Source organism: Phyllobacterium sp. CCNWLW109, from assembly GCF_037203905.1.
Classification (GTDB): domain Bacteria; phylum Pseudomonadota; class Alphaproteobacteria; order Rhizobiales; family Rhizobiaceae; genus Phyllobacterium; species Phyllobacterium ifriqiyense.
Genome location: NZ_JBBCBK010000002.1, coordinates 805,959 through 829,520, shown reverse-complemented (window position 1 = coordinate 829,520; position 23,562 = coordinate 805,959). Strand labels below are relative to the sequence as shown.

The following is a 23,562-nucleotide window of genomic DNA, read 5'->3' as shown; positions in this document are numbered from 1 at the left end:
GACTTACGAGAACTTGCCCGAGCGCGGGAAACCCTTTGGAACCATGCGGCCGGCCGTGGCGCGCGGGCCGACCCATTCCAAAAGCTCCAGTTTTCCACGCGTGAAGCTGCGGCCGGAAGCGTCCTGCCACGTCAATCCCTGCTCCATTGTGAAGATGCGGATATCGGAAACGCCACCATCCTTGTAGCGTTGCAGACGCACGCCCTTGCCGCGACCGAGCTCTGGTACATCGGCCAGCGGGAAGACAAGCAGCTTGCGGTTTTCACCAACAATGGCAACGCTATCGCCGATGACCGGCACGCAATGGCGCGCTTCGTCCGGAGACTTGACGTTCATCACCTGCTTGCCCTTGCGCGTATTGGCAATGACATCTGCTTCAGGAACGATAAAGCCATTGCCGACATGCGATGACAGGAACAGCTTACGCTCGGGATTGTGCACGAAAGCGGTGACAATATCCTGGTCGTTCTCCATATCGACGATGATGCGGATCGGCTCGCCATGACCACGCCCACCGGGAAGGCTGTTTGCACCGATGGTGTAGAACTTGCCGCCGGTAGTCAGAACGAGGATGCGGTCTGTTGTTTCAGCGTGGAATGCCAGCTTCAGCTTGTCGCCTTCCTTGAAGGTCAAGGTAGCAAAGTCTGCCAGATGCCCCTTCATGGCGCGCAGCCAGCCCTTTTCCGACACGACGACCGTCACCGGCTCGCGCTCGATCATGGCGTGATGAATGTCGGTCAGGTCATGTGTCGGCGCATTGGCGAAGGTTGTGCGACGCTTGCCAACCAAGGTCTCCGGTCCATACTTCTTTTGCATTTCAGCGATCTGCCACGAAATCGTCTGCCATTGTTTTGGCTCTGATCCCAGCAATTCCTCGATCTGCTTCTTTTCGGCGCTCAATCCGTCAAATTCTTTGCGGATTTCAAACTCTTCAAGCTTGCGCAAGGAGCGCAGGCGCATATTCAAGATAGCTTCCGCCTGATTATCGGTGAGTTCGAAGCGGCGGATCATCTCCTGCTTCGGTTCGTCCTCCTCGCGGATGATGCGGATAACTTCATCAATATTCAGATAGGCGATGAGCATGCCGCCCAGAATTTCAAGACGCCGCTCTATTTCACCAAGACGATGGCGCGAGCGGCGAATAAGCACTTCCTTGCGGTGTTCAAGCCACTGTTTGAGAACTTCACGCAAGGAGAGAACGTTCGGCACCTTGCCTTGCGACAGAACATTCATATTGAGCGGAAAGCGCGTTTCAAGTTCGCTCAGCTTAAACAGCGACTCCATGAGAATGTCCGGATTGACGCTTCGGCTCTTGGGCTCAAGCACAAGGCGGACATCTTCAGTCGACTCATCGCGTACGTCATCCAGCAATGGCAGCTTCTTGGCGATCAGGAGTTCCGCGATCTTTTCAATGAGCCGTGACTTTTGAACCTGATAAGGGATTTGGCCAATGACGATGTTCCACGTGCCTCGGCCCTGATCTTCCGTTTCCCAGCGGGCACGCAGACGAAAACCGCCGCGGCCGGTTTTATAGGCTTCAACAATTGCTTCCCAACTTTCGACAAGAATGCCGCCCGTCGGGAAATCGGGACCACGCACCTTGCAGGTAAGCAGGGCTTTAGGGTCGTCTTTCGCCAAAGCTTCGATGGCCGCCCATTCCTCCGGGGAAGTCATGAGCTCTTCCACCGTCGCGTCAGGATGCTTGATCAGATGCAGTGCCGCAGCGCAGAGTTCCGATACGTTGTGCGGTGGAATCGAGGTGGCCATGCCGACCGCAATGCCCGACGAACCATTGGCAAGCAGGTTTGGAAAGGCTCCGGGAAGAACGATTGGTTCTTCGTCTTCCTCATTATAGGTCGGGCGGAAATCGACGGCATCTTCGGTAATGCCCTCTAGGAGCAGCATGGCAACGTCGGTCATGCGCGCTTCGGTATAACGCATCGCTGCCGGGTTATCGCCATCAATATTGCCGAAATTCCCCTGCCCGTCGACCACGGGATAGCGTACGGCAAAATCCTGGCTCAAGCGAACGAGCGCGTCATAGATCGACTGGTCGCCATGGGGATGAAATTTACCCATCACCTCGCCGACGATTCGGGCGCATTTGGCATAGGATTGATCAGGCGACAGGCGCAGCAAACGCATGGCATGCATGATGCGGCGATGAACGGGTTTTAGCCCGTCCCGCACATCCGGCAAGGCACGATGCATGATCGTTGACAGAGCATAGGCAAGATAGCGCTCTTCCAGCGCTGCCTTCAGATCAACCGGTTCGACATTATCATCGCCATTGTCTGGCGGAATCAGGCTTTTTCCCATGTGAATGGACTATCAAGACAAGGATTCGCGGGCAAGCAATGATTCGCCCAGATCACAGGCTGATAGCCCCATAATCACCGTTCTGCTGAACAAAGCTTGCCTTCGAACGGCAAATCTGACTTTCTAGCGCCCGAATCGTAAATATTGCCGCTTGGTTGATGGCTGTCACAGTTTTGCCGCGCCTCATGCAATAGGTATGATCATTGATCTCAACAAGGAACAAATTATGCGTCCAAACCCTGTGAAGTTCGGCTTGCGTCTGCTGGCTGCAACCTCTGCTCTCGTTGTCGTATTTGCCGGTTCAGCCTATGCCATCGACGGAAACGCTGTCGCTGCGCGCCTGAAGGCTGTTTATACCGAACAGGGCGGTGTCCTTGAGTACAGCAATGTTGAAACCAACGGCACGACAGTCGTGTTGAAGGATGCCAAGGTTTCAACAACAGGCATTAAAGAAACATTCAATGCCGGTGACGTCACGCTTTCCGATGTGAGCGACGTTTCCGGTGGTGGCTTCAAGGTTGGATCGTTGACGGTCCCCGATGTCAGCTTTTCTCCTGAAGGCGAAGACAAGGGAACAATTAAGCTGGAAGGCATAGCGTTTGAAGGGATCACCCTTCCGGCGGAAGGCGCAACTGAGCCATTGGCAAAGTTTTTGCAGTATGAAAAAGCGGAAATAAAGCACGTCGCCTTTAATGCTAAAGGCAAGGATGTTTTCGTTGCCGACGCGCTTACCGCAACGATTTCCCCGCTGACTGAAACGTCACCTGTAGCTTTCACGACAAATGTTGAAAGCTTCAAAGCCGATCTGTCAGAAGTCGAAGATCCAAAGACCAAGGAAGCATTGACCGCTCTTGGTTATGAGACACTGACCGGGAAAATCGATATGAACGGCACGTGGAATGTTGCAGATGGCCGGTTGAACATCGAAAAGATGGATTTCATCACCGATGATGCTGGTACACTCGGCGTTAAGCTCGACATTTCCGGTTACACGCTGGACTTCATCAAGGGTCTGCAGGAAGCCACCAAGAATATGGAAGGCAAGCCTGACGACGCACAAGGCATGGCGATGCTCGGCCTTATGCAGCAGTTGAGCTTTACCGGCGCTTCGATCCGTTTTGAGGACGACTCAGTCACCTACAAGGCGCTCGACTATGTTGCCAAGCAGCAGAACGCCAAGCGCGAAGACCTGATCAATCAGGCAAAGGCAATCGTGCCAATGGCTGCGGCACAATTGGGCGATGCAGAATTCGCCCAGACACTCGGCACGGCAGTCGGCGAATATCTCGACGATCCAAAGACCCTCGAGATCAAGGCAGCTCCGCCAAAGTCAGTTCCATTCGCAATCATTGCAGCGGGCGGCATGGCCGATCCAAAGTCTCTGCTCAAGACACTCGGCGTTACGGTTATTGCGAACCAGTAATCCTGGCGATAAAACGAAAAAATCCCGGCAGCGATGCCGGGATTTTTGTTTGTCCAGAGTCGGTTAGAGAAGGTCTCTAAACTTCCTTCTTCACCGGGTTAAGACGGATATTCAGGTCGCGCAATTGCGCCTGCGAAACATCCGATGGAGCGTTCATCAGCAAATCATACGCCTGCTGGTTCATCGGGAACATGGTGATTTCACGCAAGTTCTTCGCACCGACCAGCAGCATGACGATGCGGTCAACACCAGCTGCCATGCCGCCATGGGGCGGTGCGCCATACTGGAATGCACGATAAAGACCACCGAAGCGTTCTTCCACGGTTTCGCGTGAATGACCGACAGCTTCAAATGCTTTGACCATTGTATCCGGCAGATGGTTACGAATACCGCCCGAGGCAATTTCGAAACCGTTGCAAACCATATCATACTGGAATGCCTTGATCGTCAGAGGATCCTGATTTTCGAGCGCATCCATGCCGCCCTGCGGCATTGAGAATGGGTTATGGGCAAAGTCGATCTTCTTTTCATCTTCAAGCCATTCGAAGAAGGGGAAATCGACAATCCAGCAAAGCGCAAACTGATCGCGGTCAACAAGGTTCAGCTCTTCACCAGCGCGCGTACGCGCAGCGCCTGCAAAGGACACGAACTTCTTAGGATCGCCGGCAACGAAGAAGGCTGCATCGCCGTCATCAAGGCCAAGCTGCACACGCAAGGCTTCCGTGCGTTCCGGTCCAATATTCTTGGCGAGAGGGCCAGCGCCTTCAAGGCTTTCGCCTTCCTTACGCCAGAAAATATAGCCAAGACCTGGCTGGCCTTCGCTCTGCGCCCAGGAGTTCATGCGGTCACAAAATGCGCGTGAGCCGCCGGTCTTGGCAGGAATCGCCCATACCTCGACCTTTGGGTCATTGGCGATCATGTTTGCAAAGACTTTGAAGCCTGAACCGGCGAAATGCTCGGTCACTGCCTGCATTTCGATAGGGTTACGCAAGTCCGGCTTATCGGAACCATATTTACGCATGGCATCGTCATAGGCGATGCGTGGAAATTCCTTGGTAACGCGCTTGCCTTCAGCAAATTCTTCGAAAACGCCGCGCAGAACAGGTTCCATGGTAGTCAGAACGTCGTTCTGTTCAACGAAGCTCATTTCAACGTCGAGCTGATAAAACTCGCCCGGCAAACGATCCGCACGTGGATCTTCATCGCGGAAGCAGGGTGCGATCTGGAAGTATCGGTCGAAACCGGACATCATGATCAACTGCTTATATTGCTGCGGCGCTTGCGGCAGAGCATAAAACTTGCCGGGATGAATACGGCTTGGCACGAGAAAGTCTCGCGCGCCTTCCGGCGAAGAAGCTGTCAGAATTGGCGTCGAGAATTCCGTGAAGTTGATCTCACTCATACGGCGGCGCATCGCAGCGATGATCTTCGTGCGCTGCATGATGTTCTTGTGCAGTGTATCGCGGCGCAGATCGAGGAAGCGGTACTTCAGGCGGATATCTTCCGGATAATCCAATTCGCCAAACACCGGCAAAGGTAGTTCCTTCGCAGCCGAGAGAACTTCGATCTCACGCGCGAAAACTTCGATCTCGCCGGTCGGCATGTTGGCGTTTACCGTATCTTCGGTACGTGCCTTCACCTCACCGTCAACGCGGATAACCCATTCGCCCCGTACGGTTTCGGCAAGCTTGAAAGCTGGCGAATCGGGATTGGCGACGATTTGCGTCAGGCCATAATGGTCGCGGATATCAATAAAGAGAATTCCGCCATGGTCGCGGACGCGGTGGACCCAACCTGAAAGACGAACTGTCGAACCAACGTCCGATTTACGCAAGGCGGCGCAGGTATGGCTGCGGTAACGGTGCATGATATGTGCCTCTGATTAAATATGGCGAAAAGACCGAGGATAAGCCCTCGACACGCCAAAGAATTTGGGCGGACAAGCGCATTTTGGAGCTGATTTGTCAAGAACCGAGACAAACCCATTCTCATTCGCTATAGAAAAATCATGACCATGATTACAACCACAGATCAGCTTGAACAGGCTGTTGCCGCCCTTTCCCAATCAGACTTCGTGACTGTCGACACGGAATTCATCCGCGAGACCACGTTCTGGCCGGAGCTTTGCGTTATCCAATTGGCATCGCCTGATCATACGGCGATTGTTGACGCGCTGGCCCCTGGCCTTGATCTTGCAGCGTTTTTTAAGCTGATGGCTGACGAGAAAATCGTGAAAGTGTTTCATGCGGCCCGCCAGGACATTGAAATCATCTTCCATCTTGGCAATCTGATCCCGCACCCGGTGTTCGATACACAGGTTGCGGCGATGGTTTGCGGCTTTGGCGATGCCATTGCTTATGACCAATTGGTGCAAAAGGTGGTTGGGGCACAAATCGACAAATCTTCACGATTTACCGATTGGCGCAGGCGTCCACTTTCCGAAAAGCAACTCGACTATGCTTTGGCGGACGTGACACATCTGCGCGATATTTACCTCCATTTGAAGGAAAGCCTTGAAGCCGAGGGCCGCACCGAATGGGTTCTGGACGAGATGAAAATTCTCACCGCGCGCGAAACCTATGACATGCATCCGGACGATGCCTGGAAGCGGCTGAAGATGCGCCTGCGCAAGCCGGTGGAACTTGCCGTCCTACGCAGTGTGGCAGCATGGCGCGAACGCGAAGCGCGCGAACGCAATGTGCCGCGCGGGCGTGTCATCAAGGATGACGCGATTTACGAGATCGCACAACAGCAGCCGCGCGATGCGGAAGCAATGTCACGCTTGCGAACGATTCCAAAGGGTTGGGAACGCTCCAGCATGGCAACAGGCTTGCTCAACGCTGTCAATCTGGCACTCGACCTGCCGAAGGATGAGATGCCCCGCTTGCCGAAACAAAGCGCTTCCCCGGAAGGCGCTGGAGCAGCTTCGGAGCTTTTGAAGGTGCTTCTTCGGCTTGTTACCGAAGAGCATGGCGTTGCCGCAAAGGTGGTGGCTACCTCCGATGAAATCGACAGGATCGCTTCGGAAGGTGATGTTGATGACATTCCGGCATTGCAAGGATGGCGTCGCGAAGTCTTTGGAGAAAAGGCGCTTCAACTGATCAATGGCGAGCTTTGCCTGAAATTCGAAAACAAGAAAATTCGGGCGCTGGTTCTTCCCAGTGAATGAGGGTTGCAACTGACTGCACTCATTTTGCAGCCCATAGTTACAAAAATTCAGTCAAAACAGCCGGTTTTTCTGTGAAGATCCGGCTGTTTTCCTGCAAATTACTCAATTCGGCCAATCAACCCTATTGAGTTTCGATAATTCGGCCATCATCGAAGCATCGGGCTGAGAATTCAGGACATTGATCATTGCTATGATCCATGCCGCGAAGGTTTAAACTATGACTGCTTCCTCCACTACAACGCCCGCTCTCGCCAAAGAGGTTGCGCTCCTTGCTGTACTCGCAACTTTATGGGGTGCCTCCTACACCTTCATCAGAATTGGTGTCGAAACCATCCCGCCGATCACCTTTATTGCTGCACGCACATTGATAGCCGGAGGGCTGTTGGTGGCGATCATTAAAATGCGTGGACTTTCGCTGCCTAAGGACCCGGCGATCTGGAAGCGCTTTTTCATTCAAGCCTGTATCAACAGTGTTATCCCCTTTACCCTGATTGCCTGGGCCGAGCAGACGGTAAATGCCGGACTGGCGACTATCCTCAATTCGACCACGCCAATTTTCGCCTTTCTGCTGACGGTGCTGATTACGCGGCATGAAGCGGTGACGATGCGCAAGCTTTTGGGAACAATTGCCGGTGTCATCGGGATCAGCCTGATTATCGGAATGGAAGCCTTTCAGGGGGTCGGCAAGGAACTGATAGCGCAACTGGCAATTGTGGCTGCAACAATCTCCTATGCCGCCGCTGCCATATTCGGACGGGGCTTCAAGGGGCTTGACCCGATGATGCCAGCCGCTGGTTCAATGGTTTGCGGCGCGGTGATACTTATCCCCATCAGCTTTATTGTGGATCAGCCATGGACCATTGCGCCATCGGCTGACTCGCTGCTAGCACTGCTCGGTCTCTCGGTGTTTTCGACCGCCCTCGCCTTTGTTATCTATTTCCGGCTTATCCACACACTTGGCTCGGTGAGTACGACATCGCAGGCCTATCTGCGCGTTCCGATTGGTGTAGGAATCGGCGTTATTTTCCTTGGTGAAACTTTGGCCTCGACCGCATGGATCGGACTTGTATTCGTTGTCATAGGCGTTGCCGCCATGACATTTCCATCGCGCAAGAAGACTGTGCCCGTCTGATCAACCTATGGCAGCTTCTGCTGCCGGGACAATTCGGGTGGCCAAAAGATCGTGCAGTTGGCGCACATAGCCGGAGCGACCGGAAGGCGCTGCGGTGTTTGAGGTCATCACCGCTACCACGGATGCATGGGGCACGACATAGATCATCTGGCCGCCATAGCCCCAGGCATAATAGAACGGCTTGCTATCCGGCATATAAGAGATGAACCAGCCCAGACCATAGCTATCGCCAGTAAATGGCGAGCTGGTTCGAGGCTTCCACGATTCTTCGATCCAGGCAGCTGGCACGATTTGCTTGCCGCCGCTCTTTCCGCCCTCAAGAAACATTTTGCCAAAGGCGAGCATGGCCCGCGGCGACAATTCCATGTCATTGCCGCCGAAATAAATGCCCTGCGGATCACGTGGCCAAGGTGGAATAGTGATGTCCAGCGGTTCGCCCAGCCAATCGCGCGCAATCTGCAATGTCGTTCGACCCGTCTTGCGGGTGAGCATTGCGGATATGAGATGCGAATTGCCGGTTGAGTAAAGCATGCGCCCGCCCGGCTCATCGACGAAATCTCGAGCGAGCGCATAACGAACCCAATCGGAGCTCTCGACCCAGCGGCCATAATTGGGGCCGGATGTACGATCAAGCCCCGCCTGCATGGAAAGCAGATTGCCGAGCGTTATTCGCGCCAGCCGAGGATCACGATCCTGCGGCAGCTTATTCGACAGGATTGGCGCGACAAGCTCGTCCAATCCGGAAAAAACTTTGCGCTCAATGGCTATGCCAGCCAAGGTCGCAATGATTGTCTTGGAAACCGATTTGACATTGACGGGACGATCTATGGCGGGACCATGGAAACGGTGCTCAATCTGGGTCTGCCCGCCGGCATATACGATCATCGTCTGGAGTGCCGGAAAAGACGAAGCCTGTTCAATGATCTGGCTCGTCGCAACATTGTCCAAAGCCACAGCTTTGTTTGGAACCTGCGCAAGAGAGAACGAAGGGGCCAAAGCGCCCGCTCCACCGGCAAGGGTGGCCAAGATGAAGCTGCGGCGATTAACCGGATAGGTTTTCATGCGACGACTTTGACGAGCATGAGGCGGTACGGCAACTCAACTCCGCTCACATGCGTGTGATCATACCGGCATATCGCAGAAACTGGATTGTCAGATATAAGGCGTACCCGCCAAGGCGGCTTGCAGTCCGATGGTCCCCTTATCGACAATACCGAGAAAAGTGGCTTCCGCTGCCTTGGTATCTCCGCTTTGCCGATAGGCCTTATGCGCCTCAATAAAGGCCACGCTCCAAACTGCCAATAGAAGCGCCGCGGCCAGATTGGCGTCAGCATCTGTGTGCCCGCGCCCTGCGCCTTCCGATAATTCTACGGCCACGACATGCGCAAGCTCGTCTCGTATTGCACGAGCGCGAGCTTTCAGAGTTTCGCTGCCCTCAATCGTCTTGGTAAAGCCCTGGCTCCTGCTCGAAAACTCAACATAAGGGCGCTGCTCGGCTACCAGCCGATGGGCCAGCAGGCGCAGAGCCTCAATCGGAGAAACCCCGGGATCGCGCTGTAGCAAGGCATTGCGCAAAATTTCGCGTCCCTCCTCGTCACGATCAAAGAACATGTCTTCCTTGCGGGGAAAATAGTTGAACACCGTCATCCTGCCCACATCGGCAGCTGCCGCAATATCGTCCACTGTGACGTTGTCGAAACCACGTTCGAGAAACAGGCGATCGGCCACCCGCGAGATAGCACGACGGGTGGCAAGGCGCTTACGCGATCGAAGATCGGGTTTTGATTCGGATGGCTGGTTCATGCCGCTTGATAACGCATTTTCTGTACTGAGTACATATTTCCGTTGACATATCGCAATTGCTTGTAGATTTATGTACCAAGTACATTTTTAATCTCGGTATAAATAGATGAATAGATCTCTTCTCATCATTTTTGCGACTGTAGGCCTCGATGCTGTCGGGATTGGCTTGGTCTTCCCCATTCTGCCGCGACTGATCCAAGAGGTTACACATGCCAGCAACGTGGCCTCCTGGATCGGGATCATGGCCGCCCTTTATGCCATGATGCAATTCGTCTTTGCCCCCATGCTTGGCGCACTTAGTGACCGGCTTGGGCGCCGACCGGTCTTATTGATTTCAATGGGTGGAGCCGCCATCAACTATCTGATTATGGCCTTTGCGCCGCAACTATGGATGCTCCTGATCGGTCGCGCCATTGCAGGGCTGACTAGTGCCAATATCTCCGTTGCTACAGCCTATATCACTGACATCTCGGCCGAGGACACACGCGCGCGCCGCTTTGGTCTTTTCAACGCCACCTTTGGCGCAGGCTTCATCATTGGGCCGGTTCTTGGCGGGATATTCGGCGATTACTGGCTGCGACTTCCATTCATCGCTGCTGCGATTCTCAATGGGAGCAATTTACTGCTCGCTTTTTTGATGCTGCCGGAGTCGCGCAAACCAAGCCGCCAGCCTATCGACTTTGCCGCACTCAATCCGCTTCGCCCATTCCGCTGGATCTTCTCGATGAAAGGACTGATGCCGATCATCGTAGTGTTTTTCATTTTCAGCGGCGTCGGCGAAGTTTACGGCACCTGCTGGGCCTTGTGGGGCCACGACGCATTCTGTTGGAACGGTTTATGGATCGGCCTCTCGCTGGGAACCTATGGTGTTTGCCAAGCATTGGCTCAAGCTTTTTTGCCTGGACCCGCCGTAAAACTTCTCGGGGAGCGGGCTACAATTCTGGTTGGCGTCGCAGGTACATCTCTCGCATTGATCGTCATGAGCTTGACGACACATCCTTGGATGGTCTTCGCCATCATGCCGGTGTTTGTCCTTGGCGGGATTGGCGTGCCGTCGCTCCAGTCTCTCGCCACTCGCATGGTCGATAATGACCGACAGGGCCAATTCCAGGGCGTGCTGGCCTCTGCAATAAGCCTCGCATCAATCATCGCCCCGCTTGCCTTTTCAAGCTTCTACTTTGTCGTGCAGAAACAATGGCCGGGCGCAATCTGGCTCTCCGCCATAGCAGTTTACGCAATCACGGTACCGTTGGTTCTAAATCTGCATATTCCCCAAGCAAAAATGGCCGCAGCCACTTGATCTTCAGCCATTGAGAAACGACGGTCCGGTAAAAGTCAAAAATGAAAGCCGCCTACTTGCCGACTTCCATTTTAAGCGGCTTGCCGATGAGCTTTGCCAATTGTTGCAAGCGTCCTTCGGTGACATCGCCGATGAGATCAGCTTTCGATTTATCCACCACAAGGCTGATGCCATCAGAGGTGTTTTTCCACGAAAGATACGGCACGACGCCGGACATGGAAGCCGAAAATGGATAGGTAATCCGCATGATGGCGGCCAGAAGACGCGAGAACTCCAAAAGTCGCGGGCTGGCAATCGCCGCAAGCTCCGGGTCCGGTACGCTATTGGCAACCCCTTCATGACGGAAGAAATTGGCAAGCGCTATATAGGCGCGGCCAGGATGATCAATGCCGACAAAAGCGGCATTGGAGATCATGTTCAGCGCCTGACTGCCGCGATAATCGGGATGCGCCCGCCAGCTTATATCTGCAATCAGGCAGGCCGCGCGCCGGTAGCGCTTCTCATCATCAGTCTCTTTATAACCCAGCGCCGCGAAAGCATCGCCGCTCCAGTCGGCAAGTTCACGCGCATAGGCAGGCGAACGTGCACGCAGTGTCGCCAGTTCCTCGGCGGCAGAAATGAGCGGGTCATTCAACTGCTCGCTCTCGGGCAAGAGCGAATAGAGAAAGCCCTCACGCACGCCAAGTGCCGAAAAGACTACTTTCGACGGCTTCATGATCTTGATTGTTTCAAGCAATGCAATGGCGCCGTAGGACAAGAGCGCCCGGCGGTTTTTTGAGACATCCTCAATGCCGCGCATATTGTCCACATCACCGACAGCAACGCGCTTGAGGAAGCGCTGGGCTTCTTCGAACGGAATTTCATAATGATGCATGACGTGGAGCGGATAATGTTCCGCACTCATATGCAGCTTGGCAAGGTTTCGCCACGTTCCTCCAACCGCATAAAAGGCCCTGCCCTTGCCATTGGCAAGAAGCTTGGCTGTGCCCAGGGTTTTTTGAGCGATGCTCAGCGCTTCGGTCAAATCGCCTTCAGACATATCCTGCAGGCGCAGACCACCAAGGGGCAAGGTTATGCCATCACCGATCTTACGGCCTTTGACGTCGACAAGTTCCAGACTGCCGCCGCCAAGATCGCCCGCAATGCCGTCAGGATCATGAAAACCGGAAATGATGCCAAGCGCCGAATAATAGGCTTCTTCCCGGCCCGACAGAACCTTGATGGGTTCTTCAAGGATGGCTTCCGCTTCGCGGATAAATTGCGAACCATTTTCCGCCTCACGTGCGGCGGCAGTGGCAAGCACATCCAGCGACACGGCACCGGCCTGCTCGGCAAGCGCGCGAAACCGGCGGAGCGCGCGCAAGGCGCTCTGCACGGCTTTGGCATTCAGCTTTTTGGTTTTGACCAGTCCCTTGCCAAGACCACACAATATCTTTTCATTGAAAAGAACCGTGGGCGAGCGCGTGACACCTTCGTAAACCACAAGACGCACGGAATTCGAGCCGATGTCGATGACAGCGGCCGGTCGGCGTCCCTGCACACGTCCCTGTGCTGCCGATATCATAAAGTCTGGGTTCCCAAACCGGTATATCGGCAGTCACCAGAGAAAGTCGCAATTAAATTCATTTTTCTTTCGCCGCTTTCCGCTTGCGATGGGCAATCAATCGAGGCGCAGAAGATTTCAGCGACTTGCCACGGCCTGAAAGGCTAGGATTGGTCATGAAATATTCCTGCGCATTAAAAGCATCCTCCCCATCGGCGGGAGCGATCCGCCGCGAGGTTCCATCTGCAAGTAGCTCATAACTCTGCTGGTTGTCGAGAAGGTTTGCCAGCATAATCTGTGAAAGAACCTGTTGATGCACAGTTGGATTGGTGATGGGCACCAAAGTTTCAACACGGCGGTCAAGATTACGGGTCATCATATCGGCTGAACCGAAATAGACCAGAGCGTTTTCCGATGGGAGCGGCTTACCATTGCCAAAACAGAAAATACGGCTGTGTTCAAGGAAGCGGCCCACGATGGACTTTGCGCGAATATTCTCCGAAAGCCCCGGCACCTGCGGACGCAGGCAGCAAATGCCACGCACGACGAGATCAATTTCCACACCGGCACTGCTGGCTTCATAAAGCGCATCGATAATCTTCGCATCGACCAGCGAATTCATTTTCATCCAGATTGCGGCAGGACGGCCAGCTTTCGCATGGGCGATTTCCTCGGCAATATGCTGAAGAATGCGAGGACGCAGCGTGATCGGGGAAACGGCAAGCTGCATTTCGCCGGAAGGCGGCGTATAGCCTGTGATGTAGTTGAAGATTTGCGCCACGTCGCGGCCAATTGAAGGCTCGCATGTGAAGAACGACAGATCGGTATAAATCTTTGCGGTGATGGGGTGATAATTGCCGGTGCCCAGATGCACATAGCTGCGCAACTTGTTTTCTTCGCGGCGCACGACCAGCGACATTTTCGCATGGGTTTTCAACTCGATAAAGCCGAAAACGACCTGTACGCCAGCGCGCTCCAGATCGCGGGCCCAGCGAATATTGGCCTCTTCATCGAAACGCGCCTTAAGTTCGATCAAGGCAGTGACGGACTTACCGGCATCTGCGGCATCAATCAGCGCACGCACGATCGGGCTATCATTTGAAGTACGGTAAAGTGTCTGCTTGATTGCAACGACATCCGGATCGGCGGCGGCCTGACGCAGGAATTGCACCACGACATCGAAGGATTCGTAAGGGTGATGGACGATGATGTCTTTCTCGCGAATCGCTGCGAAGCAGTCGCCACCATGTTCACGCACACGTTCAGGAAAACGCGGATTGTAAGGAACAAACTTCAGGTCCGGGCGAGCAATGCTGACAATTTCCGAAATCATATTGAGCGCAAGCAAACCGCCAAGCACGCTGATACGATTATCCGGCACACCCAGCTCCGTAGCCACAAAGCTGCGCAGGGATTCAGGCATTTCATCATCAAATTCGATGCGGATCACCTGACCGCGGCGACGGCGCTTCAGGGCGCTTTCGAACAGGCGAACCAGATCTTCCGCCTCTTCCTCGACTTCAATATCGCTGTCACGGATGATGCGGAACGTGCCGGCACCCTTGACCTCATAGCCAGGGAAAAGCCGCCCGGTGAAAAGGCTGATCGCATCTTCAAGAGATAAGAAGCGGTAGCGACCGCTATCATCCGGTATCTGGATAAAGCGCTTGAGCGCCTGCGGCAGGCGCAGGAGCGCCGTCATTGGGCGGTTATCCGTGCTGCGGTTCAGCAGCATGGCAATGGTGAAGCCGAGATTCGGGATAAATGGAAAAGGATGCGCCGGATCAATGGCCAAGGGTGTTAGCACAGGATAGATGGTTTCGAGAAAATGATCCTCCAGCCATTCCTGCTCAGCTTTGGTCAAACGATCAGGCCGAACAATCTCGATGTTCTCCCTGATCAATTCCTCGCGCAAGGCACTCAGACGCAGCTGCTGGGCGGCTTGAAGTTTGCCGACTTCCTCGAGAACGAATTCCAGCTGTTCCTGCGGCGTGCGTCCATCATCACTGCGACTGGAGACGTTTTCGCGCACCTGCCCGGCCAGACCGGCAATGCGCACCATGAAGAACTCATCCAGATTGGCAGCCGAAATAGACAGAAAGCGCAGGCGCTCAAGCAAGGGCTGATGGGTATTTTGCGCTTCTTCAAGCACGCGGCGATTAAATTGCAGCCAGGAGAATTCGCGGTTGACGAAGCGATCAACGCTGGTGTGCAGATCCGGCAGAGAGACATTCTCAACAGGCTGCGGAATGGTGGGCGATTGGTCGTTCATCAATATTCTCCAGCTAAAAAAATTTCCCGCAAAATGCGGACTTAAGAGCGCACCATAGACAAGTCTTTTGACAGTTTGATAGCAATCGTCTTGAAATCGTAATCAGGATGATACAAACCGAAGCGAAAGAGAAGTCAAATGCCAAACATGCGTATTTGACAAGACGATTCAGGAGCGAAAAATGGCTGGCCACAGCATCCCTCATTTCCAGAACAGCGCAGGACATGCGACCATTGCCATCGGCGTGAAGGAATTCATGTGCGTGGGTGCCAACCCGCCTTTCGACCATCCGCATGTGTTTCTCGATCTGGGCGATGACAATGAAAAAGTTTGCCCCTATTGCTCCACGCTTTACCGCTATGACGCTTCGCTGCATGCCGATGAGACCGTCCCAGCAGGTTGCACCTATGTGGACAGGGCCGCTTGAACGCATCGCTCATCGATTTAAAGACCGAACGAAACAGGCGCGATCCCAATCCTGACCAGATTATTATCGCCGGCGCTGGCATTGCCGGATTGACGCTGGCGCTTGCCTTGAGTGCCAAAGGTTTTTCAGTTCAGATATTTGAGAAAAGCGCGACGCTGGCCGAAGCCGGTGCCGGAGTGCAGCTTTCCCCCAATGCCACGCGGATATTGCAGCAGCTCGGTGTTCTCGAGCAATTGACGCCATCCTCGGTTGAACCGCAGGCAATTTGTCTTGCAGATGGTTCGAGCGGCAAAATGTTGCTTTCGCTTGATGTTGGTCATGTGGCCCGCACGAGATGGGGCTCACCCTATATTGTCTGCCACCGGGCCGATCTGCAAAATGCCTTGCTGGAACAGGCACGAAGCCAGCCCAATATAGCTATCCAGCTGCAATCAGCGGTGACACAGTACAAGCCTGACGCAGATGGCATTATCGTTCGCGTTCAATATCACGATCGTATCGAGGAACATCGCGGGGCTTTGCTCGTAGGTGCCGACGGCGTCTGGTCGAATATGCGCACTGCCATGTCCGACATGGAGCGCGCGCGCTATACATCGACGATTGCCTGGCGTTCGACCATCGCCGCTGACCAGTTGCCAAAGAGCTTCACATCCCTGCTGCCTCAGGGCATCAATGTTGTTGCCTGGGTTGGTTCAAACGCTCATCTGGTCGCCTACCCGATACGTTCCGGTGAAATGTTCAATTTCATTGCTGTTGCCCCGGATCGCCAAGGCGGACGGCGATGGGAGGCTGGGGCTGTGCCGGAAACGCCAAGCCAAAATTTTATCCGGGAATTCAATCTTTGGCATCCCGGTATTCGCGACATCATGCTGGCGGGAAGACCTTGGACTTCATGGCCATTGTTTGAGCAGCGTAAATGCCGTTACCGAATAAAGGATCGCCTGGTGCTGATCGGGGATGCTGCCCACGCGATGACGCCATATGCAGCGCAGGGAGCGGCCATGGCTATCGAGGATGCATGGGCGCTGGCATCTGCCTTGGGGGAAAATATCGCAGCATGGCCATCGGCTTTAGACGCGTTTGACAAGACCCGCAGCAAACGTATCAAAGCAGTGGTGCGGCGCGGAGCGATGAACCAGCTCGCCTATCATGCCAAAGGGCCAATCGCCATGGCGCGCAATATGATTATGCGCAAACGCCCTGCCGAAAAGTTTATCGAAGGGCTGGATTGGCTCTATGGATATGATGGCCAGATTTGAATGCAAAAACCCTCGCCGAAGCGAGGGTCATGAGCGCCCAAAAGGGCTTGCAGGCCAAATATAAGAAAAATGGATTGCAGTATCAAACAGGCGGCCATAAGGCCGCCGTTTGGTAACATTGCAGAAAACTATCTCAATGAAGAATCTGGCTGAGGAATAGCTTCGTGCGTTCGTGCTGCGGATTATCAAAGAACTCGGCAGGGGCGTTCTGTTCAACGATCTGGCCCTGATCCATGAAGATAACGCGATTTGCAACCTGGCGCGCAAAGCCCATTTCGTGGGTTACGCAAACCATGGTCATGCCTTCTTCAGCAAGCTGCACCATTGTGTCGAGCACTTCCTTGATCATTTCCGGATCAAGGGCCGACGTCGGCTCATCAAACAGCATGATGCGTGGATTCATGCAGAGCGAACGGGCAATGGCTACGCGTTGCTGCTGACCACCGGAAAGCTGACCCGGATATTTATTGGCCTGTTCGGGGATTTTGACGCGCTCAAGAAAGTGCATCGCAATTTCGTCCGCCTTCTTCTTCGGCATCTTGCGTACCCAGATTGGGGCCAGCGTGCAGTTTTCCAGGATAGTCAAATGTGGGAATAGATTGAAATGCTGGAACACCATGCCGACTTCGCGCCGAACTTCGTCGATCTTTTTCAGATCGTTGGTAAGTTCGATACCGTCAACGAGAATCTTGCCGCTCTGGTGCTCTTCCAAACGGTTGATGCAGCGGATCATGGTCGACTTACCTGAACCGGACGGACCAGCAATGACGATGCGCTCGCCGCGCATCACCTTGAGATTGATGTCCTTCAGAACATGAAAATCCCCGTACCATTTGTTCATATTGATGATCTCAACGGCAACGTCTGTCGTGGAGACTTGCAGGAGCGAATGGTCGACGTGGATTTCTTCCGGGTCGATAATGTTTTCAGTTGTCATATACGTATGCTCCTAACGTTTGTGGCCAGTGTCGAGACGATTTTCCATGAAGATGGAATAGCGCGACATGCCGAAGCAGAAAATCCAGAAGACGAAACCGGCAAAAACCAGACCGGACATGGGGGTTTGCGGCGATGACCAATTTGTATCGTTGAAGTGCTGACGCACCGTCCCGAGCAAATCGAACATGCTGATGATCGAAACAAGCGATGTATCCTTGAACAGACCGATAAAGGTGTTGACGATACCTGGGATTACCAGTTTCAACGCCTGTGGCAGAATGATGAGGCCAGTTTTCTGCCAGTAACCGAGTCCAAGCGAATCCGCACCTTCATACTGCCCTTTCGGGATGGCTTGCAGACCACCACGCACCACCTCCGCCATATAGGCCGAAGCGAACAGCGCAACACCGATCAGCGCCCGCAGGAACTTATCGAACGAAACGCCCGGCGGCAGGAACAATGGCAGCATATAGCTGGCCATGAACAGGACCGTCACCAGCGGAATACCACGCACCATTTCGATAAAAATGACGCACAGCATCTTGATGACCGGCATTTTCGAGCGCCGTCCAAGTGCCAGTGCTATGCCAAGCGGCAGCGAGACGGAAATACCAACGAAGGAAATAACCAGCGTAACCAGCAGACCACCCCAAACGGAGGTTTCGACATAGGGAAGGCCGAACCAGCCACCGACCAGCAGGAAGAATGCGACGATCGGGAATACGAAAAAGAAGACGATCGCATTCAGTACCTTGTAGGGCGCTTTTGGAATCAGAAGTGGAATCAGGAGGGCAACGAACATGATGCCCACAAGATTGACTCGCCAACGTTGGTCAATGGGGTAAGGACCATACATGAACTGGCCGAATTTGGCGTTCACGAAGGCCCAGCATGCGCCGGACCAGCCATCTGGCTGCAAACCGCCTTGTGCCACGGTCGCACATACCGACCTGTTCGGCCCGACCCACGCAGCTTGAATAAATAGCCAGTTGATCAGTGGCGGTAAAAACCATGCCAGAACGAGAAGTGCCAAGACGGTCAGAACAGCATCGACCGGCGTTGCAAGCAAATTAACCCGCACCCATCGCACAATGCCGCGTTCACCCAAGGGCGGAGTTTGACCCTGCAGCATTTCCTGACGAACGAAACTAATATTGGTGTCTGTCATGATCAGCGCTCCACCAGTGCCATTTTGGCGTTGTACCAATTCATGAACAGCGACGTCAGAATACTGAGGCTCAAGTAAACGATCATGAAAATAACGACCACTTCAAGCGAGCGGCCCGTCTGGTTCAGGATCGTTCCCCCGACGGCAAAGAGATCCGGATAACCGGCTGCAATCGCGAGTGAGGAGTTCTTGGTCAGATTCAGATATTGGCTGGCCAGCGGCGGCGTGATGATGCGCATTGCCTGTGGCACAACAACAAGCCGTGTTGTCGTGCCTGCACGTAAGCCTAGAGCATGGGCAGCTTCACTCTGTCCCTTGCCAACACCACGAATGCCGGCCCGGACGATCTCGGCGATAAAGGCCGCCGTATAGAACGACAGAGCCAGATAGAGCGAGATAAACTCAGGTCCGACCTGCGAGCCACCTTTCAAATTGAAGGCGCCAAGGATTGGATAGTCCAACGTCATGGGAAAGCCTTTGACGGCCAGCGCCAACAACGGCAGACCGACAATGAGGGCAATCGCTGTCAGACCAACCGGAAACGGCTGACCTGTTGCCATCTGACGCTTATGGGCCCAGCGTCGAACCAGCAAAGTCGCCACGACAGCTATCAGGAAAGCGACACCCGCCAGCCAGGCACCCTCACCCATAATCAATGACGGAACATAAAATCCGCGATTGTTCAGATATGTCCCAAAAGGCAGAGCTATACTTTGGCGTGCCTGGGGTAACACAGCAAGCACACCAGAATACCAGAAGAAAATAACCAGAAGCGGCGGAACATTGCGGAAAAGCTCCACATAAACCGTACAAATCTTGCGGATAAGCCAGTTATGCGAAAGCCGGCCAATACCGATAATGAAGCCGATAATGGTTGCAGTGATAATACCCGCAATCGCCACAGTCAGCGTATTCAGAATACCGACCAGAAGCGCCTTGGCAAAAGTGGAATCACTGGAATAGGAGACATACGGACTGCTGCTGATATCAAAACCAGCGCGGCCATCGAGAAAGCCGAAACCCGTAGCGAGCCGCGCGCGCTGAAGATTGGCGATGGTGTTGTTAACGATCCAGTACCCCAGCACAACGATGATAAGCAGTGCTAAAGCCTGAAAAAGATAACCACGGAATTTTGGGTCGTTTAAAAGCGAAACTTTGCCGCTATCTGTGCCAGGCGAAATATCCTGCGATGCCATTGGCCCCTCATTTCTGCTAAGTTCTTGTTCTTATTATTTTTATTATTATAGTAAATTGAGAGGAGGCCAGCGCCCCCTCTCCGATTTCATCATTAGCTATATGCGATTAGCGAATTGGCATCGCGTATTGCAAGCCACCCTTGGTCCACTGAGCATTGATGCCGCGAGCAATCTTGAGCGGGCTACCGGATCCGAGATTCTTTTCGAAAATCTCGCCGTAATTGCCAACTGCCTTGACGATGTTGATAACCCAATCATTGGTCAAACCGAGGTCTGTACCGAGCTTGGTATTGGCTTCCTGACCAAGGATACGCTTGACTTCAGGGTTTTCGCCATTCTTCAACTCTTCGACATTGGCCTGGGTGATGCCGAATTCTTCAGCAGTCAACAGGGCGTAATGAGTCCAGCGAATGATATCGGCCCATTGTGGATCGCCCTGACGGACAACCGGTCCAAGTGGCTCCTTGGAAATGATTTCCGGCAGAACAACATGGTCATCTGGAGCAGTCAGCGCCAAACGATAGGCATAAAGACCGGACTGGTCGGTCGTATAGGCATCGCAACGACCCGAATCGTAAGCCGCGTTAACCTCTTCAACCTTTTCGAACACAACAGGATTGTATTCCATCTTGTTGGTACGGAAGTAATCAGCAAGGTTAAGCTCGGTCGTTGTGCCGGCCTGAACGCATACCGATGCGCCCGATAGCTGAAGCGCGGAGTTGATTCCCGAAAGCTTCTTCGCATTGATCATGAAGCCCTGGCCGTCATAATAATTGACGCCCGGGAAATCAAAACCCTGTGTATCGCGGCTGAGTGTCCATGTGGTGTTGCGAATCAACACGTCGATTTCGCCGGACTGCAGAGCAGGAAGACGATCCTTTGCAGACAAGGGCGTATATTTAACCTTGCTTGCATCGCCAAACACAGCAGCAGCAACAGCCTTACAATAGTCAACGTCAAAACCAGACCATTCGCCCTTGTCATTCGGCGCTGCAAAGCCAGGAAGACCTGTGTTAACGCCGCACTGCAAGAAGCCCTTCTTCTTTACATCTTCAAGCACAGTTGCTGAAGCGACGTTGGCAAGAAGGACCAACGCCGAAGCCGCCAGTACGCCCTTCAAAACAAGATTTTTCATAATTAATTTGCCCTTTGGTTGTTGTAGTCGTTCCCAGAGAGGTAAGTTTACATCGGTTTATTTACCCCAGCCCCGAAAAGGGCCCCAATGCCTCTCCCATTCACCTATCTATCGAAGGGCATTCTGAGGGTTTGGTCAAGGGAGAATATTTGCTCAATTTTGAAGCAAGAACGTCAAAATTGCTGCACGCGAAGCGAAAAACCGCTGATTTTCTACTCAGTTTTTCTTTTTTCGATGAAAACGGGCGCAAAATTTTCAAATTCGCGGCCAAAGCCGGAAATTCGGACTCAGTAGATCAGCACTGCATATTGCAAGCTCTCATTGGACCGCAAAGCACTCATGCCACGATGTATTTCCATGATGTTGTATGGAATCACTACTGCCGCAAAGTATTCACGAGCCTATAACCGGGAAAAACCGGCCCCGTTCACAACGAAAAATGACGTGGCGGCGAGCAAGAAATCTTGCCAGTGTTATCGCGACGAGGAAGCCAATACTATAGCCCGCCACGGTATCAGTCGGATAATGCGCCCGTGCAACGATTCGGGTAAAAGCGATGAACATAGTGGCAAGGATGATCGGAACCCGCCAGCGGGGAAACCATAAAGCCAGTATCGCCCCGACAGCCCCCATGGTGGTTGAATGGCCGGAAGGAAAGCTGGCAAGATCATCACCACCTGCAAAGGGAGAAAAGTGACCCGTGCCAAGCGTATCAATGAAGGGTGGGCGGGCTCTACCGATAAAGAATTTGGCGATAGCGGTACATGTTCCGGCCAGAGAGATTGCCCAAAAGGCATAGGTTGCCTGCGTGTAAACGAGATGCAGCCGCTTTCGCCGAGGGACTGGCAAATGCTGCCAATCAATCGCGATCAGGCAGACAATGATAATGAAGGCCGGAATTACATACCATTTTGACAGTCCGATATCTGTAATCAAGCGCAGATTGCGTAGATCACTGTCCGGCGATGTGAACATGCGCGACAAATACTCGTCATAAGGATGCAGTGACAGTACAAGAAAGACGATCAACGCGACCGCCATGGACATCGATCTCGTCCAAGCCGCCGCTCCATCCGGATGTGGACGCGCGGTGACGACATGCAAATAGCGGGCAAGAGAACGATTCAATCGTTGCGCGATGGACGATGTATCAGCCAATCAAAAATCCTTCTCCTGTTGCAACCGTCATGCAGTGCGATTATCGACGTAACCCTACAAGCCTAAAATTAAGCCGATAATTTGGAGGACCTGTCATGGATAAGCAATCTCGTTCAAAACTTGGGATAAATACGAGACTTGCACATGGCGGCTATGATCCCACCGACTATCATGGTTTCGTCAACCCGCCGGTCGTGCATGCTTCAACCGTGCTGTTTCCGGACGCGCAGACCATGGCAACGGGGAATCAACCCTACACATATGCCACCCACGGAACACCGACCACAGACGCGCTTTGCCGCGCTATCGACGAGCTTGAGGGATCGGCTGGCACGCTGCTCGTTCCATCCGGCCTATTGGCGGTAACGCTGCCACTTTTGGCCTTCCTTTCGCCGGGTGATCATCTGCTGATGGTCGATAGTTGCTACGGCAATACACATTATTTTTGCAACACAACGTTGAAAAGACTGGGTGTTGAAGTCGAATATTACGATCCGCTCATCGGTGCCGGCATTGAAAAGCTGATTAAGCCAAACACCAAAGTGGTCTTCACCGAATCGCCCGGCTCAAACACGTTCGAGATGCAGGATATTCCGGCAATTGCCGAAAAGGCACACGCAGCCGGGGCCGTGGTTATGATGGACAATACTTGGGCAACACCGATTCATTTCAAGGCCTTGGACTATGGCGTTGATATTTCGATTCACGCCGTGACCAAATATCCCTCCGGCCATGCGGATATTTTAATGGGCACAGTCTCCGCCAATGAAAAACACTTCAAAACATTGGAGCAGACCTATACGGCGCTGGGTCTATGCGTCAGTGGTGATGATGCCTATCAGGTTCTGCGCGGCTTGCGGACCATGGGTCTGCGTATGGAACGGCACGCAGAAAATGCGCTGGCAATTGCCGAATGGCTGGAAAAGCAGGATGGCGTTCTGGAAGTTCTGCATCCGGCCCTGCCAAGTCATGCGGGACACGAAATTTACAAGCGCGACTTTACGGGCGGCGGCGGCGTTTTTTCGATTGTCATTGAGGGCGGCAAGGCCCAGGCGCACGCTTTTCTGGATGCGCTTGAGATATTCGGCCTGGGCTATTCATGGGGCGGTTTTGCAAGTCTGGCTGTTCATGTCCGGCTCAACGACAGGCAGATCACCGGCAAGAACTATGCAGGGACCGTTATCCGGTTGCAGATCGGATTGGAAGACAAGGAAGATTTGGTTGCCGATATTGCCAAAGGATTAGCGGCCGCGCGCGCCGCATAACCCGAAGTTGATTTCAATGTGATGAGCAACGGCTGTTATCAAACAGCGCCACTA

At 53.5% G+C, this 23,562-nt stretch carries 18 protein-coding genes; 7 read left to right on the top strand and 11 right to left on the bottom strand.

All coding sequences use genetic code 11. The annotated features are described in order from the left end of the window. Positions 1-3: 3 nt before the first annotated feature. Positions 4-2,319, bottom strand: a complete 2,316-nt coding sequence (parC, locus tag V9K92_RS09310; protein ID WP_307284148.1) for a DNA topoisomerase IV subunit A — start codon at positions 2,317-2,319, stop codon at positions 4-6. A gap of 226 nt (positions 2,320-2,545) precedes the next feature. Between parC and V9K92_RS09305 the strand changes: the two genes are divergently transcribed. Beyond that, complete coding sequence (locus tag V9K92_RS09305; RefSeq protein ID WP_337353832.1) at positions 2,546-3,742, top strand: hypothetical protein; 1,197 nt, start codon at positions 2,546-2,548, stop codon at positions 3,740-3,742. 76 nt (positions 3,743-3,818) lie between these two features. Here the strand turns inward: V9K92_RS09305 and aspS are convergent, their stop codons facing one another. Beyond that, a complete protein-coding gene (gene aspS / locus V9K92_RS09300; protein WP_115051739.1) occupies positions 3,819-5,609 on the bottom strand; it encodes an aspartate--tRNA ligase in 1,791 nt (596 codons plus the stop codon). Between the two features lie 141 nt (positions 5,610-5,750). On the opposite strand from aspS, the gene rnd reads away from it, so the two are divergent. Together rnd and V9K92_RS09290 are read left to right on the top strand one after the other, a co-directional pair. Beyond that, entirely contained in the window at positions 5,751-6,911 is a 1,161-nt protein-coding gene (rnd, locus tag V9K92_RS09295; RefSeq protein WP_115051740.1) for a ribonuclease D, read from the top strand. 217 nt (positions 6,912-7,128) lie between these two features. Beyond that, a complete protein-coding gene (locus V9K92_RS09290; RefSeq protein ID WP_337353831.1) occupies positions 7,129-8,043 on the top strand; it encodes a DMT family transporter in 915 nt (304 codons plus the stop codon). On the opposite strand, the gene V9K92_RS09285 is transcribed toward V9K92_RS09290, so the two are convergent. Together V9K92_RS09285 and V9K92_RS09280 are read right to left on the bottom strand one after the other, a co-directional pair. Next, positions 8,044-9,105 carry a serine hydrolase domain-containing protein gene (locus tag V9K92_RS09285; RefSeq protein ID WP_337353830.1) on the bottom strand — a complete coding sequence of 354 codons (1,062 nt, stop codon included), beginning with the start codon at positions 9,103-9,105 and terminating at the stop codon, positions 8,044-8,046. Positions 9,106-9,195: 90 nt separating this feature from the next. Further along, positions 9,196-9,846: a TetR family transcriptional regulator gene (locus V9K92_RS09280; RefSeq protein WP_336441898.1), complete on the bottom strand. Its 651-nt coding sequence runs from the start codon at positions 9,844-9,846 to the stop codon at positions 9,196-9,198. A 106-nt stretch (positions 9,847-9,952) separates the two neighbouring features. Between V9K92_RS09280 and V9K92_RS09275 the strand changes: the two genes are divergently transcribed. Then, complete coding sequence (locus V9K92_RS09275) at positions 9,953-11,146, top strand: TCR/Tet family MFS transporter (protein ID WP_337353829.1); 1,194 nt, start codon at positions 9,953-9,955, stop codon at positions 11,144-11,146. 52 nt (positions 11,147-11,198) lie between these two features. On the opposite strand, the gene ppx is transcribed toward V9K92_RS09275, so the two are convergent. Together ppx and V9K92_RS09265 are read right to left on the bottom strand one after the other, a co-directional pair. Further along, complete coding sequence (gene ppx / locus V9K92_RS09270; RefSeq protein WP_115051744.1) at positions 11,199-12,710, bottom strand: exopolyphosphatase; 1,512 nt, start codon at positions 12,708-12,710, stop codon at positions 11,199-11,201. 58 nt (positions 12,711-12,768) lie between these two features. After that, positions 12,769-14,961, bottom strand: coding sequence for an RNA degradosome polyphosphate kinase (locus V9K92_RS09265; RefSeq protein WP_115051745.1), 2,193 nt, complete (start codon positions 14,959-14,961; stop codon positions 12,769-12,771). 181 nt (positions 14,962-15,142) lie between these two features. Here V9K92_RS09265 and V9K92_RS09260 point away from each other — a divergent pair, with 181 nt between their 5' ends. Together V9K92_RS09260 and V9K92_RS09255 are read left to right on the top strand one after the other, a co-directional pair. After that, positions 15,143-15,388, top strand: coding sequence for a zinc-finger domain-containing protein (locus tag V9K92_RS09260; protein ID WP_115051746.1), 246 nt, complete (start codon positions 15,143-15,145; stop codon positions 15,386-15,388). Beyond that, complete coding sequence (locus V9K92_RS09255) at positions 15,385-16,647, top strand: FAD-dependent monooxygenase (RefSeq protein WP_337353828.1); 1,263 nt, start codon at positions 15,385-15,387, stop codon at positions 16,645-16,647. Before V9K92_RS09260 ends, V9K92_RS09255 begins: the two co-directional genes overlap by 4 nt. A gap of 133 nt (positions 16,648-16,780) precedes the next feature. Here the strand turns inward: V9K92_RS09255 and V9K92_RS09250 are convergent, their stop codons facing one another. The 5 genes from V9K92_RS09250 to V9K92_RS09230 form a co-directional block, all read right to left on the bottom strand. Further along, positions 16,781-17,584: an amino acid ABC transporter ATP-binding protein gene (locus V9K92_RS09250; protein WP_115051748.1), complete on the bottom strand. Its 804-nt coding sequence runs from the start codon at positions 17,582-17,584 to the stop codon at positions 16,781-16,783. A gap of 12 nt (positions 17,585-17,596) precedes the next feature. Beyond that, on the bottom strand, positions 17,597-18,754 hold the full coding sequence (locus tag V9K92_RS09245; RefSeq protein ID WP_115051749.1) for an amino acid ABC transporter permease: 1,158 nt from the start codon (positions 18,752-18,754) through the stop codon (positions 17,597-17,599). A 2-nt stretch (positions 18,755-18,756) separates the two neighbouring features. Next, positions 18,757-19,950, bottom strand: a complete 1,194-nt coding sequence (locus V9K92_RS09240) for an amino acid ABC transporter permease (RefSeq protein WP_307284121.1) — start codon at positions 19,948-19,950, stop codon at positions 18,757-18,759. Between the two features lie 106 nt (positions 19,951-20,056). Continuing rightward, positions 20,057-21,085: an amino acid ABC transporter substrate-binding protein gene (locus V9K92_RS09235; protein ID WP_115051751.1), complete on the bottom strand. Its 1,029-nt coding sequence runs from the start codon at positions 21,083-21,085 to the stop codon at positions 20,057-20,059. Positions 21,086-21,478: 393 nt separating this feature from the next. Then, on the bottom strand, positions 21,479-22,243 hold the full coding sequence (locus V9K92_RS09230; RefSeq protein ID WP_307284116.1) for a phosphatase PAP2 family protein: 765 nt from the start codon (positions 22,241-22,243) through the stop codon (positions 21,479-21,481). A 95-nt stretch (positions 22,244-22,338) separates the two neighbouring features. Here V9K92_RS09230 and V9K92_RS09225 point away from each other — a divergent pair, with 95 nt between their 5' ends. Further along, entirely contained in the window at positions 22,339-23,508 is a 1,170-nt protein-coding gene (locus V9K92_RS09225; RefSeq protein ID WP_337353827.1) for a cystathionine beta-lyase, read from the top strand. Positions 23,509-23,562 lie beyond the last annotated feature (54 nt).